The sequence below is a fragment of the Roseibium sp. genome, assembly GCF_051016195.1.
GTDB lineage: Bacteria > Pseudomonadota > Alphaproteobacteria > Rhizobiales > Stappiaceae > Roseibium.
This window is the reverse complement of the sequence record NZ_CP134616.1, coordinates 5,672,622-5,685,853: the sequence shown is the minus strand read 5'-3', so window position 1 is coordinate 5,685,853 and position 13,232 is coordinate 5,672,622. Positions and strand designations below refer to the sequence as shown.

The 13,232-nt window shown below is 50.0% G+C and carries 12 protein-coding genes and 1 pseudogene; 7 read left to right on the top strand and 6 right to left on the bottom strand.

The annotated features are described in order from the left end of the window. Positions 1–12 precede the first annotated feature (12 nt). Positions 13–141: pseudogene (locus RDA78_RS25785) on the bottom strand (IS5/IS1182 family transposase); the annotation flags it as partial. 349 nt (positions 142–490) lie between these two features. Here RDA78_RS25785 and RDA78_RS25780 point away from each other — a divergent pair. Both RDA78_RS25780 and RDA78_RS25775 read left to right on the top strand, forming a co-directional pair. Further along, positions 491–799 carry an ArsR/SmtB family transcription factor gene (locus tag RDA78_RS25780; RefSeq protein WP_434052612.1) on the top strand — a complete coding sequence of 103 codons (309 nt, stop codon included), beginning with the start codon at positions 491–493 and terminating at the stop codon, positions 797–799. Further along, positions 796–1,203 carry a VOC family protein gene (locus RDA78_RS25775; RefSeq protein WP_434052611.1) on the top strand — a complete coding sequence of 136 codons (408 nt, stop codon included), beginning with the start codon at positions 796–798 and terminating at the stop codon, positions 1,201–1,203. The genes RDA78_RS25780 and RDA78_RS25775 overlap by 4 nt, the downstream gene beginning before the upstream one ends. A 177-nt stretch (positions 1,204–1,380) precedes the next feature. On the opposite strand, the gene RDA78_RS25770 is transcribed toward RDA78_RS25775, so the two are convergent. Continuing rightward, on the bottom strand, positions 1,381–2,385 hold the full coding sequence (locus RDA78_RS25770; protein ID WP_434052610.1) for a GlxA family transcriptional regulator: 1,005 nt from the start codon (positions 2,383–2,385) through the stop codon (positions 1,381–1,383). Positions 2,386–2,452: 67 nt separating this feature from the next. Between RDA78_RS25770 and RDA78_RS25765 the strand changes: the two genes are divergently transcribed. The 3 genes from RDA78_RS25765 (at position 2,453) to RDA78_RS25755 (ending at position 7,679) form a co-directional block, all read left to right on the top strand. After that, positions 2,453–3,412 carry an alpha/beta fold hydrolase gene (locus RDA78_RS25765; protein ID WP_434052609.1) on the top strand — a complete coding sequence of 320 codons (960 nt, stop codon included), beginning with the start codon at positions 2,453–2,455 and terminating at the stop codon, positions 3,410–3,412. Positions 3,413–4,111: 699 nt separating this feature from the next. Further along, positions 4,112–4,720: a hypothetical protein gene (locus tag RDA78_RS25760; RefSeq protein WP_434052608.1), complete on the top strand. Its 609-nt coding sequence runs from the start codon at positions 4,112–4,114 to the stop codon at positions 4,718–4,720. Positions 4,721–4,838: 118 nt separating this feature from the next. Then, a complete protein-coding gene (locus RDA78_RS25755; protein WP_434052607.1) occupies positions 4,839–7,679 on the top strand; it encodes a caspase family protein in 2,841 nt (946 codons plus the stop codon). 18 nt (positions 7,680–7,697) lie between these two features. On the opposite strand, the gene RDA78_RS25750 is transcribed toward RDA78_RS25755, so the two are convergent. The 4 genes from RDA78_RS25750 to RDA78_RS25735 form a co-directional block, all read right to left on the bottom strand. Further along, positions 7,698–8,261 carry a DUF1353 domain-containing protein gene (locus tag RDA78_RS25750; protein WP_434052606.1) on the bottom strand — a complete coding sequence of 188 codons (564 nt, stop codon included), beginning with the start codon at positions 8,259–8,261 and terminating at the stop codon, positions 7,698–7,700. Between the two features lie 344 nt (positions 8,262–8,605). Beyond that, a complete protein-coding gene (locus RDA78_RS25745) occupies positions 8,606–9,058 on the bottom strand; it encodes a hypothetical protein (RefSeq protein WP_434052605.1) in 453 nt (150 codons plus the stop codon). A gap of 566 nt (positions 9,059–9,624) precedes the next feature. Continuing rightward, positions 9,625–10,551 (bottom strand): hypothetical protein, encoded by a 927-nt coding sequence (locus RDA78_RS25740; RefSeq protein ID WP_434052604.1) that lies wholly within the window; start codon positions 10,549–10,551, stop codon positions 9,625–9,627. Positions 10,552–10,788: 237 nt separating this feature from the next. After that, positions 10,789–11,903 (bottom strand): IS3 family transposase gene (locus tag RDA78_RS25735; protein ID WP_434052603.1). Its coding sequence is split into 2 segments (ribosomal slippage): positions 10,789–11,648 and positions 11,648–11,903, totalling 1,116 coding nucleotides; the frame shifts between segments, so codons are not numbered across the junction. A 288-nt stretch (positions 11,904–12,191) separates the two neighbouring features. On the opposite strand from RDA78_RS25735, the gene RDA78_RS25730 reads away from it, so the two are divergent. Both RDA78_RS25730 and RDA78_RS25725 read left to right on the top strand, forming a co-directional pair. Continuing rightward, positions 12,192–12,623: a hypothetical protein gene (locus RDA78_RS25730; RefSeq protein WP_434052602.1), complete on the top strand. Its 432-nt coding sequence runs from the start codon at positions 12,192–12,194 to the stop codon at positions 12,621–12,623. Then, complete coding sequence (locus tag RDA78_RS25725) at positions 12,605–13,129, top strand: hypothetical protein (protein ID WP_434052601.1); 525 nt, start codon at positions 12,605–12,607, stop codon at positions 13,127–13,129. The genes RDA78_RS25730 and RDA78_RS25725 overlap by 19 nt, the downstream gene beginning before the upstream one ends. Positions 13,130–13,232: the final 103 nt, after the last annotated feature.

Genomic DNA, 13,232 nt, shown 5'->3' with positions numbered 1-13,232 from the left:
ACGGCTCCCTTAGGGACCATTTCGCACAGGTAGGTCACGCCGAGGCGCTCTCGATCTCAAGATCCAGAAGATGCCGTTCAGTGCCCGTCGATCATTCAGGCATAAGACACGTCGTGGTTTGTTTTGCAACAGTTGTTCGATGAGGCATTACTCGGCGTTGGTCAGGGCGTAGCGAATTCTGACCGCCCCTTCTCGGAGCTTGAAACACGCAAACGGACCCCGTCCAATGTCCGCTTCTTCACTAACACTGAACGCTACCATCCGCAGGCTGTTCCTCTCAAATGAGCGCAACCATTATCGTTGATGCGCTGCTCTGAACTCGAACTTCGGGCGTGGAGCGGACTTTCATTCCAGCGTGGACGAAGGTCTGCACTGCGGACCAAGCAGCCGGTCGTTCCTCCATTGGGGAGGTCCGTTTTCGTACGAGGATTGATATGCAGTAAATTTACTGCACTTTACATGCTGTAATTTTGCTGCATATCTGCTTCTGATGACGGATGACCAACTCGACCTTGTTTTTAAGGCTCTTTCTGACAGCACGCGTCGCCGCATCATCGAGCATCTGAGCAAACAACCTGCTCAATCATTGTTCGAAGTGTGCGCCGCGTCGGTTGCCGAAGATGGTATCGCCTTGTCCCGTCAAACAGTTTCCCAGCACCTCGCTGTTTTGGAGAGGGCTGGACTAATCAAGACTTCTTGGAAAGGGCGGACGAAAGCACATTCGTTGAGCATCCAAGAATGGCACATCGTGGCTGCGTCATGGCTCACACGATACAAACAGAACGGAGGAGAAACATGAAAATCTATGTGACAAACATCTTTGTCGATAACCAGGACAAAGCAGAAAAGTTTTATACCGACGTGCTCGGCTTCGCGGTGAAGAACAACATCTCCCTTGGCGAAAGTCGTTGGCTTACGGTTGTGTCTCCCGAAGAACCCGGAGGTACAGAGTTGTTACTTGAGCCAAGCGACCATCCGGCAGTGAAGCCCTACAAAGATGCACTCGTCGCTGACGGCATTCCCGCGCACTCCTTTCAGGTCCAGGACCTTGATGCGGAGCGGAAACGGTTAGGCGATTTGGGCGTTGAGTTTTCTGTGGAGCCCGTGGATGCAGGGCCTGTCCGCATGGCTGTTTTCGATGACACCTGTGGAAACCTGGTTCAATTGATCCAAATGATGGAAACAAACCAGTCACCAACGTGACGAAGACGGAGTATTCTCGACCTGAACCTTGACAGCAGTCGTTCGGTCGCAACGCAGCATCGGTTATTCCGGGCTCACTTGAGACGTTAGCTGCGCTCTACACAAAGGTCCGCTCAGCGGACAAAACGGGCTTTCGCAAGGGTTGCGCCAATGGCCGCTAATCTCAGTTCCTGGCGGCTATAGCAGCGTTGGTGTGGCACCAAATTGTTGACGATACTCTGAGACTGAAACGCCCGAGACTCGCTGAAATATCTTGCCGAACGCAGAGGGGTCCTTGTACCCGACCTCCCAAGCAATCTGATCCAATGGACGGTTGGTCAGTTCCAGAATACCTCGGGCTTTGGCAACACGGGCCTGTTGGATGTACTCGGTCGGATTGAGCGAAGTCGCTTTGGAGAAACGGCGCATAAAGGTGCGCTTTCCCAAATGCGCAACATTAGAGAGATCGTTGAGGTTCAGCGACGCAGTCAAATCAGCGTGGATATGGTGCTGGACCCGCAGGATCGCCTCGTCCCCATGATCGAATTCCGGGATAAACTCGGTGAAGGGAAGTTGCGTGGCCCGCGGCGGTTGAATGACCAGAAATCGGGCCGTCGAGAGCATTGTGCTCCGCCCAAAGAGACGTTCGACTAGGGTAAGGCCAAGATCGGTCCAGGCAAGGATACCGCCCGCTGATATGACGTCGCCATCATCCAGTACCAGATTTCGGTCAGCAACTTCGATATCCTTGTAGCGTTGTGCAAGGTGCTTGGCGAAGGCCCAATGAGTTGTTACGCGTCGGCCTTGCAGCAATCCGCTTTCCGCCAGAACGAATGCTCCGGCACAGATCGAGCAAACGCGGCTGCCCTGTTTGTGTTGTGCGTTAAGCCACGCGGCCTCTTGTGGCATGGGCTGCATCTTGTCGGGCATAACGATGCTGGGCGGGGTAATTACGTAATCCAAGTGATGTGTCTGGTTCGGATGGGTATCCCAGACGCATATGAGCTCCTTACGATCTTCGGCGCGCCAATGCGTGACCCGGACCTTTCGCGGGTTGTCGCTATCTGTCCACTCACCCGCAATCCGGAACAGATCGGTCAGACCGTAGATCGCGGACAATTGGCAGTCGGGGTAAATCAACAGGCCGATCTCGCAAACCCAGTCTTTTTTCGCTTCTGTCACTTTTGAACCTTTTTTTGTCATTTGTGACACTCGTGGTTCGCCATCCAAATTGCAACATTCCCGTCATCGAACACGCAACGAGGACCCGATGACCATACCCCAAAACGAATTGACCAGACGCACGGTTTTGCAGGCGGGCGCCGCAACGACGTTGCTCGCCGTGATGCCTGCCGCGTTTGCGGCGCAAACCCTTACTCAACAACAAGGAGATATCACTATGTCGACTATTGAAACACGCGACGGAACCAGGATTTTCTACAAAGACTGGGGGCCACGTGACGCGCAACCCATCGTTTTTCACCATGGCTGGCCACTGAGTGGCGACGACTGGGACAATCAGATGTTGTTCTTCCTTGCCAACGGTTACCGCGTCATCGCACATGATCGCCGTGGCCACGGTCGTTCGGACCAGACAGACCAGGGTCACGATATGGCAACTTACGCAAATGATGTTGTCGACCTGGCTGCGGCACTGGACCTCAAGAATGCTGTTCATATCGGCCATTCGACAGGCGGCGGTGAAGTCGCAGCCTACGTGGCCAAAGCTGAGCCCGGCCGTGTCGCCAAGGCAGCGCTGCTGGGGGCCATCCCACCCCTTATGCTGAAGACCGACGCCAACCCTGACGGTGTGCCGATTGAAGTCTTTGACGGGTTGCGTGCGGGACTTGCTGCCAACCGAGCGCAATTCTTCCTCGATGTGCCGTCGGGACCGTTCTACGGCTTCAACCGCGACGGCGCAGAAGTCAGCCAGGGTCTGATCCAGAACTGGTGGCGCCAGGGGATGATGGGCAGCGCATCTGCACACTACCAGTGTATCGCGGTATTTTCCGAGACCGACCAGACCGAGGACCTCAAGGCAATGAACGTACCGACCCTCGTAATGCACGGTGATGACGATCAGGTCGTACCGATCGTAAACTCGGCTGAGAAGGCGGTGAAGCTTCTGCCGAACGGAACGCTGAAGGTATACGAGGGCCTGTCGCACGGCTTCTTCGCTACTCACCCTGATCTGGTCAATCCAGACCTGCTCAGCTTTGTTCAAAGCTAAATTGATTGAAATGGAATTCTTGACGGGAGGGCAATGTTGCCCTCCTAAACAAATTTGGAGAACAAGATGTCAGATACAACTTGGTGCGGTAAACATCCGCACGACTGCGCACGCTTTCAGAAGCAGCGAGAACGAGAATGGCTCCATAGCCATGACATTGCGTTTGGGCCACTGGATATCGTCGCTGCAGCAGCGGTTGTGTGTTTGTGTGTGATCGCAATGCTTTGAGATGTTGGCTACGGCGTACGAACGAATTTAGGCAACACCGGGTCGGACGCAGTTCCTTGCCCGAAAGCTAGTCTTTGATGCGAAAGCAGACGTTCAGGACGGCTGTAGCATTTTTCAGTATGGGCTCATTCCGGGCCTTCGCTGCGTTCTGCACAAAGGTCCGCATCGCGGACCTTTCGGACGTTTGACCAAATGGAAGAGACGGCCCGCTGCGGTCATTAGCCCCGATTGCAGCAAATGGTTGAAATCTCTCTTTTACGTCGTTGAAACTTTGTCGCAATCTAGACAAGGCTGAATTGAATAGATTTCTGTTCTTTGACCCATCTTGGAAGAGTGGTGGGCGTTGGCGAACATCAGCAAGATGAATATGCTAACATAAATTACAATGATCGTTTTGTCCGTAATAAAAATCTAAAACCGATCTCGCCAATTGACACTTAGGTCATTTCTGAACTTATAAAGGAATCCGAAATGCGCTCAGTTTATATCATAACTCTACTCTCGGTGGGACTGATCATTTTCATTTCAGGCAGTGCAGCAGCAGCGACTCGCACGTGTATAATCACCCCTTATGATGGTAAGTCACTTAACGTTCGCGATAAGCCGAATGGTAAGGTGATAAATGCGCTCCGGTTTTGGCGGTTAGTTGATGTAGTTCGTGTGCGCAATGATAGCAAAGGCCGACCGTGGGGTTATGCGACCGGAAAATACAAAGGGAAAAAGCGAAATTGGGGTTGGGTGTTCATGGAAGAGGTAAGCTGTTCTAAACGCCAGAGGAAAAAAAACACCAAGCAATGCGGTTGGTGGGTTTTCTTGGAAAAAACGAATGTGAACGGTGCGGGAGATGTAGTTCTGAACCGTAGTGAAGCGAGTAAACTGGCTGACAAATATAACGGGACCGTTCACAAAGGTACCAGCTGGGTCAATAGTGAATGGGCTTTGTTCAACGATTCCGGGTTTGTGGTAACAGTAGGCCCCTATAACACAAAAGCTCAGGCCGAAAGGGTCGCATACACTGTTCCAACGGCAACAATTTCAAACCCTTGCAATGACATATATCTAGTTATTGAAAAGGGGTAACGCAAAAAATATCCATTATTAGGGAACTCTTTTAGTGTTACGAGAACGTAAGGTTTCTTCTTGGATAGTTCTACTATCGCTATTAATGTCTGTTAGTTTAACTACTTTTGTTGAGGCAATGGATTCTCCCGTTTTACAGCTCAATACTGGCGGACATACAGCACAAATCAACCGGCTAGTCTTTTCTCCGGATGGCGAACATTTAGTATCTGTTTCTGATGACAAAACAGCACGTGTCTGGGAGACACAAACAGGTAAATCAGTTCGGACATATCGCGGTCAAATCGGAGAGCACCGATCAGGCCAATTGTACGCCAGCGCAATGACAGACGATGGAAAGACAATCGCGCTAGCTGGATGGATTGGCGATGGAACCAGAAAACCATGCTGTGGCGATATTAGGCTGATTGATTTTGAAACAGGGAATATCATTGGAGTTCTCAAACAGCACAGGAATATTGTTCTTGATTTAGAATTCTCCGAAGACGGAAGATTTCTTTTATCTGCCGATCAAAATGGAGTCGCAATTGTTTGGGATCTAGAGACACAAAAAGGGATTGCAAAATTTGAGCATAGCTACGGCTTGTACCAAGCGATTTTCATAAATGACTACAGACAAGTAGTGACGAGTGGGTCTAACTCAGTCGTACACGTATGGGATATCGCAACCGGCGAAATCATCCACCGCTTAGATAAACATGATGCACATGTTTTTGCGCTTGTAAGATTAGACAATGAAACTTTTGCATCTGGTGATTTAAATGGGGACCTGAGGTTTTGGGATTCGCAGACTGGTAAACAAAGGTTTGAGAACTTGCGAGTCAACGGTCAGATTACTGACCTTTCGACTACTGCGAATGGGGATCACCTAGCTGTTTCATCTGTAGGTAAATGGGCTGGTCCAAAGGTTAATTTGATAAGCACCCATACGAGAAGCATTGTCCATACCTATGAAGACTTTGATAACACAATCAGAGGCATAGCAATTAACCCAAGAGGGGATCGCCTGGCAATATCTGGTGGTAGTGGGAACGAAATACACATTTGGGAAATCAGTTCAGGCCGGCCAGCACGCACATCTAATCAGAATCCGCTAGTCATTAGAGGTGTTGGTCGCCCAATAAACTCCGTCGGATTTGCCCCAGATGGCACATATATTGGTTGGGGATCTCAATACGAATTCAATGGCGAAAATAACCGAGGCCCCTTGGAGTTCAAGCTTCGGCTCCCCGATGCCCAAAATTATATGGGAAGCCCTGTGAAGCTTAGTAACGGAGAACAAAATGGCTTTGATCGTGCTCTTCAAGATTTTGGTGAGATCAGACTATCGAGGCAGAAGGGTTTCAGCGATAGACACTACTCAAAACTTTTGATCTCTGATTCTAAAAAAATTCTTGGTGAAAATGTCCGGGACGTCAACAATGGTTACTCTCATGTTTCCTTCTCATTTTCTGCGAATGGCGACGAGATTATTTCAGGAGGCGATCTCGGAGTTTTGGAAAAACTAAATCTAAAAGGAGACGGCTTGGGCAGATTCCTTGGGCACACGGGTGTTGTCCGTGCAATAACCGTTTCGGATGATGATCGATTTGTTCTTTCAGGAAGCCATGACCAAACCGTCAAACTTTGGAATCGTCAAACAAGAGAGTTGATAGTCACAATATTTCATTCTTCTGATGGGGAATGGGCCGTATGGACACCTCAGGGCTATTACATTTCATCACCGAAGGGTGACGAGTACGTAGGATGGCATATAAATAGAGGCCCGTCACTTTCTGCTGACTACACTACTGCATCTCAGCTAAAAGACCGACTCAGGAATTTGGCGGTGGTTGAAAAGGCTATACTCTACGCTTCTGCTGAGAAAGCAATCAAAGAATTACGTCCTAGGGATATTGGATTTGCAAAATTGCTTCAAAGAGGGCCTCCGCAAAATCTCGGATATGACCCTATAAAAGCACACGACATATCTAGGGATGGAATTTTGTCGCTCAATCTAAGATTCCTTGATGACCGTTTCCCAATTCGTAAAGTGGAAGCGTATATCAATCGAATCAACTATACGCCGGACAGACCGGAAGGTTTTCTCGATCCAAACTATGTAGTAGATTTCGAACAGACTCTGTTTTTGCCACTTGCGCTTGGAAAGAATGATATCAGAATTACAGTTCATACAAATTGGGGATCTAAATCCATTTCAATTGAAGTAATGAGCGACTTCGATGGATTGAAGAAGGACGAGGGAACTCTTCATCTACTTGCGCTAGGATCACAATCCTACCGATTCCTTGATAACTATGATTTGGAGTTTCCGGCTACTGATGCCGAGACTGTAGCCGAATACCTCCAGCAGAAGATGGGAAAAGGCTTCAAAGACGTTAAGACGGAAGTCATAACTATGAATAATGATCTCGGCGCAAGCGCTGAGAATATCAAAGCAGCTTTGTCCCGTATCGCCGATAGCAGAATTGAAGACACCATAGTACTTTTTCTGTCCGGGCACGGTGAGAGGGATGGTGACAGGTATCTGTTCTTGCCTGAGGATGCTCGAAGGTTCGGAAATGGCTGGGTTGAAGAATCGGTTATTGATTGGTCACTAATTCAAAATGCCCTTCAGATGGCAAAGGGTGAAAGGATTGTGTTTATGGACACCTGTTACTCAGGTAATACTTATCATCCTCGAATCATGAATGATGCCAGTGATGCCGATATTTTCCTTTTGACTGCGTCTGATCAGAACACTTGGGCAGAGGAAGACAAGAGTCTTGGCCATGGGCTGTTCACCTACGCTTTAAAACAAGGTATGGATGGTCAGGCAGACCGCGACAACGATGGTGTAATCCGCTTGTTTGAATTAGCCAGCTTCGTTTCAAAAGAGGTGATGTCTTTATCTGGTGGTGAACAAATTCCAACAATTACCAGCCAGATATCGAAAGACAGTATAATCGTGAGGCCTTGAGAAAAATAGTGCACTTTCTTACTGGCCTGAGTCTGCCCGTTTCTCCAACTCATCTATTGATGGATCTTCCTTGAGAATCCAGTCTTGAAACTCTAGAAGGTCGTTTAGTTTTTCCTGCTGCGATAAGAACTTTGCGCTTTTTATCCTAGTTCCATCTTCTGTCCATCTGGGCCCGAACAGCCTGACCGCAGCATACATAGTTTTGGCGGACAATTTGTCGACCCCGGAAGTAAGCATAGCATCAAAGAAAACACGGTGTGTACGCTGCCAAGTTTCCTGCATGGTATCACAGTAGCGGTCATGAACGACGGCAGCTTTCAGGTACTTTCCAGCAAATGGTGGGAACAACGACCAGGCAACGCGCGGAACTGAAGCACCATCGGTTTTCATACCAGCCGGAACTGTCCAAACTTCACCATTTTGGTCGATGAAGGAAAATTGTTCCGCAACCTGCAGGTTGCGTCCATCTGCAGTTACTTTTAGCACTAATGAACCTTCGAATTTGCCACTCGCTAAAGCACTGCTAGTTGGTGGAAAATTAGACACAAGGAGCAAAAGAAAAATTCGAATAATATTTCTCATCAAGAACCACTTCTTTCTGACATACTCCGCTGAAATACTATCATTTCTAGCCATGTAAACAAAGACTTGCATTGGAACTAAGCGGATTGCAGTTATTGGGGTAAATCATTCTAAGAATCCCCAAAAAAAATCAAACACCATCCACAAGACTGCGTAAACATGCATTTAGCGTCGTTTTTTACGATTATGTTTTTTGCAACGGATTACACATGTTAGAGCCGACTGAGCCCATACTGAACGACGCGAATAGTATGGGAGTAATTTTACCGATGTATACACTGTAGGGACATGTTAGCATTCTTTCAAGTTTGTTGCTCTGCTGGCCAACAATGGACACTCCTAAATCACCCCTTGAAAATGATCAAATAGTCATCGTCGCAAGGGTTATCTACCAAATTAAACCCGATCATTTCGCCAAAGGACTCCGCATCTCTCCTTGACGCAAAGGGTCCATGCGCAACAATAAATAGCCCTTCATGCTCCTGAGCAAGGTCAGACCAAGATGAGTTGGGCCATGTAGAAGCAGAGAAAACTATTCCGCCAAATTCAGACAACAATCTCTGAGCTACATTCCATTCGTTCTCTGGAATCCACAGATCCTCTTCAATCTTGTCTTCAACTATGAGCCACCAACCACATGATTGAGCGAGCAACGTATTGTCGTCTTTTGTATGCTGCGCACTTGGAGTGCCCAGTAATTTGGCAACGTCAGCTTGGCTCGAGTGAATTTCTAGAGAGAACATACAGACAGCGAGTAGTGCTATAGATTTAGGAATGTGGTACTTGGATCTGGCCAATGTTATCTCCCATCGAGAAATTGGACTTTGAGTGATAAGTTAGGAACGCCGCCAATTCGTCAATAGCGCAATGCCGAATTCCAATTTGAACGAACGTCGATATTGGGCTCGATCCGGACCTTTGCTGCGGCAAGCGCGCATGTCCGCTTTGGTCGAAACTTCCAATACCCGCCGTAAGTGCTTCGACGAGGTCAATTACGCCCGTGACTTGGATGATCGCGCCTTCGGAGCTAGCGGAGGAGCTTTACTACGCGCGAGACTTGAACCTAGAGCGAGTTGACTCTTGGGACGATATCGACGCTATCCGCATCAACGACTTGACAGTCGAGGATTTCGTAAGCTGCTCCAAATACGCCCGAGGGCAGTGAAGATACGAACCGGACGTTTGTTGAAGCCCGCATGCGGATCTACGGGAGTAGGTAGCTCCGCGCTCTCTCGGCGATTTTTTTGAGCAGGTTTAAGGGCTTCCGGGTAGTTCGTACTCGACAGGTCCGTCTTGCCTGTAGGGCAGCCACTACGCTGATCCTTGAGCAGGTTTACTCAACCTGAACGCCGTTGCTTTCGATCTATTTAAACAAGATCCGGCTTTTCGCTACAGGCTCCTTTGAAGATACGGGGTCTGATAGCACCTTTTCAGCGTACTCGATTGCCTCCTCGCTAGGTGTCATCATTTTCATGATTGCGTTAACATCGTTTTCCCAAATCTCTTGCCTTATTGCGCCGCTGTCCTTCATCTCCTTGAGCATCTCGCTGGTTGCTAAGCCTACGCTAGCTAGCTTCATAGTTGCTTCTAAGTTGGCTTCATCAGCGGCTCGTTTGACGTTTCTCGCAAAAGACACAACGGTAATGTGAGAAGCCGTTTCGGCTACACTGTAGCCGCTCTCAAGCGAGAGCAGGGCAACTCCGCAGCCGTACTCCGTGATATCGTTCCCGAGTTGGAAAACTAACTTAGATACTTCCCTGAGAGGTTCGAGCTCATCGTTTTGCGATTGATTGCTAGTCGGCTTGGTTGGTTCGACTCTTTTCGGCCTTCTTGGTTCGAATCCAATAGGGATCTGGGTAAAACCCGAACAATTGAGGTTGGTTCCAGTCAATTCCTTGAAACCTAGCGCGGCTTCCTCGGCGCACGGCATGCCACGTTCTAGTACGCTCCACATTTCTCGAGCGAATTCCCTATTAGAGGGAGCGTGAGCCGCCCGCGTTGTGTGTAGCCAGACAGCTACACCTGGGGCCATGGCCTGCAGACCTCTTTTTTGAAGGTCTTGGTATTGCCTAACAAGCTGAAGAGGGACGCTTACATCGACGGTATTGATAGGGTCGAGCAGGTCGAACGGGGCCGACAACGAATTCCGGAAATCAGTAGCAATTGCGACAACAAGCCCTAACTCCTCATCGTCAGCTCCCCTTAGCATGGCTATAAAGTGTTGAAGCTCAGCGCGTTGAACCTCATCGGCCTTCCTCTGAACTGCGCCCTTAAGCCACCCGAACACCATGTTAAACCTGCCGTCGCGAATACAATCGGTCTGCAATATCTGATTGTACTTTGAGGTAGGCTCGATTTAAACAGAAATCCCTCTCGTAGGTAGTAACCTGTAGGGCCACGGGTTCGCTGCGTGGGTCTTTCAAGCTTAGAACAATAGATATCCGCGACCTTCCTTTAGTGGCGTGACTACAACCGTAGCGCTGTAGTTTGGATATCCCTCATGACCTGCTCCCCTGATTGTCCGCATTCATAAGTTAGCGCTGTTCACGTTGTGATCCGTCATGGACTGTTTTGCAAATTCGTATGGTGTGAGCCCGTCGAGGCTCGTATGCGGTCGGTTCAGATTGTAGTCTATCCTCCAGTTTTCGATGATCTCACGAGCATAACGATAGCTTTGGAACAGGTGCTCGTTGAGACATTCGTCTCTCAAGCGTCCATTGAAGCTCTCGACAAAGCCGTTCTGCATGGGTTTGCGTGGGGCGATGTAGTGCCATTCCACGCTGCGATCCTGTTGCCATTTGAGCATGGCGTTTGACGTCAGCTCAGTACCGTTGTCGCTGACCACCATCAAGGGATAGCGACCACGGCGCTCCGCGATCATGTCCAGTTCCCGCGATACCCGGGTTCCGGAGATCGAGTTGTCGACGACAGTTGCCAGACATTCCCGGCTGAAGTCGTCTATGACACACAGGATACGGAACCGGCGTCCGTCAATCAGGGCATCGGAGACAAAGTCAAGCGACCACCGCTGATTGGCGGCTTGCGGCACAGCCATCGGCACCCGCGTTCCAAGGGCTCGTTTCCGGCCTCCACGCTTGCGCACCGTGAGACGCTCTTCCCGGTAGATCCGGTAGACCTTCTTCCAGTTGGCCTCGATGCCTTCGCGCTTCAGCAGCATGTGCAGCCGACGATAACCAAACCGCCTGCGCTCTGATGCCAGTTCCCTGAGCCTTTGGCGCAGGTCAGCATCGTCGGATCTCGTGGACCGATAGCGGTACACGCGCGGGTCGATACCGACCAGCCCGCAGGCGCGGCGTTGCGAATATCCCTTGGTCTCGATTGCCCAGCTCACGGCATTCCTCCTCAAGCCAGGCGTCAGAAGTTTTTTCCGAGCATCTCACGAAGCGTCGATACATCCATCATCGACTCCGCGAGCAGCTTCTTAAGTTTCGTGTTCTCTTCTTCGAGGGTCTTCAGACGTTTGGCCTCAGACACCTCCATGCCGCCGTACTTTGAGCGCCACTTGTAAAACGTCGCATCGCTGACGCCATACTTGCGGCATAGCTCGGCGGCTGAGATACCCGCCTGATGCTCTTTCAAAATGCCAATGATCTGTTCTTCAGAGAACCTGGATCGCTTCATCGTCTGTTTCCTTCAATTGGGAACAGACTAACCTCAAAACGAGGAAATTTCAGGGGAGCAGGTCACCTTTTCTCTTGTCGGTATGTGCGCTTATATCGTGCAAGATATAGTCGTGATAGATATCAATAGCGCGACCTAAAGTATTGTTCTTATTGTAAATTCATCGAATAGGGTGACTTTCAAGCCCTCTCGCGATTTTTAGTAGAGAGTGCGTTTCGCACTACAATTGGCTCAATAAGACAAGAGCGAAAAGCGCTCAAAGCAACACGTCAAAGAGGCTTAAATCAAATGGGACCAGCAAAGCCGTTCTGGCAGCCGGGTTATACCTTCCTTATCGACCTTCCGCCCTTCTTGAGATCATTCGACTCGAAGAGCGATCACGCGTTTATCGAGGAAGGCGACGAAGATCTTCACGAATGGGCTCCGAGCCTCTCCGATCTTGAGGAGATCAAAGGCAAGGCGGAAAAGGGCGACTTTCCGGCTCTAATCCTACGCCCGATCTCCTGGCTCAAAGGTTGCAAGACGACCGTGATGATCCAAAACACCGCCGAGAGCGTTGTCGAGAACGTCTACGCCCGCGATATCAACTTCGACCGCGTCGCCGCAACAGCCGGCTGTCGTATCGCGATCCTATTCGACGACCGCGACTTCGACGCGATCCCTTCTCACGAATTTGAGGCAGTCAAAAGATTGGGTGAGCAATGCAAACAGTCCGACTAATCGAAGGCGTTGTCGATATCGACTTCGAAACTCCGAGCGTTCTAACCGCCTACGAAAACTCCCTCCTAAGCGGCAAGCGCTTGCTAGGGATTACTGAAAAGACGGTAGGGCTCCATCCTTGGGCACCGAAGGGAGAGGAGCGGAGCGCTTTTAGGGCGAAAGTCGCTTGTACCCCAGGACCGGTTCGGATCGTTCGCCCTTGGTCTTGGCTTCAAGGCTCTAAAGATATCGTCGTTGTCTATACGACCAAAAAACGCGCAACCGAGGTTCAATACGCGATTACGCTCGACGACGCGACAATCGTCCGAGACGGCTTTTCGTCCTGGTATACGCTTCTCCAAGGTTACGAGTGGCACGATATCCCGAAGTCGAAATTCGCAACTATCGGGAAGATCCTCCGGAAGATCGAAGGCGTCGATAACCCCGACGACCTTACCGACAACGCCGGGGTAGCTCTCGATGATGAAGCGGTAAGGCTCAAGCTCGCAGGGGCGGGCTCGATCTAAATCGAGAAGACGACCGCTCCGGCGTGGTCTTCTTCCTACCTAAGCGCTGGGCTCCAACGAGCTCATAGAGCAGGGGATGCGCCTGCGAAAGCTCGGTCGGGCA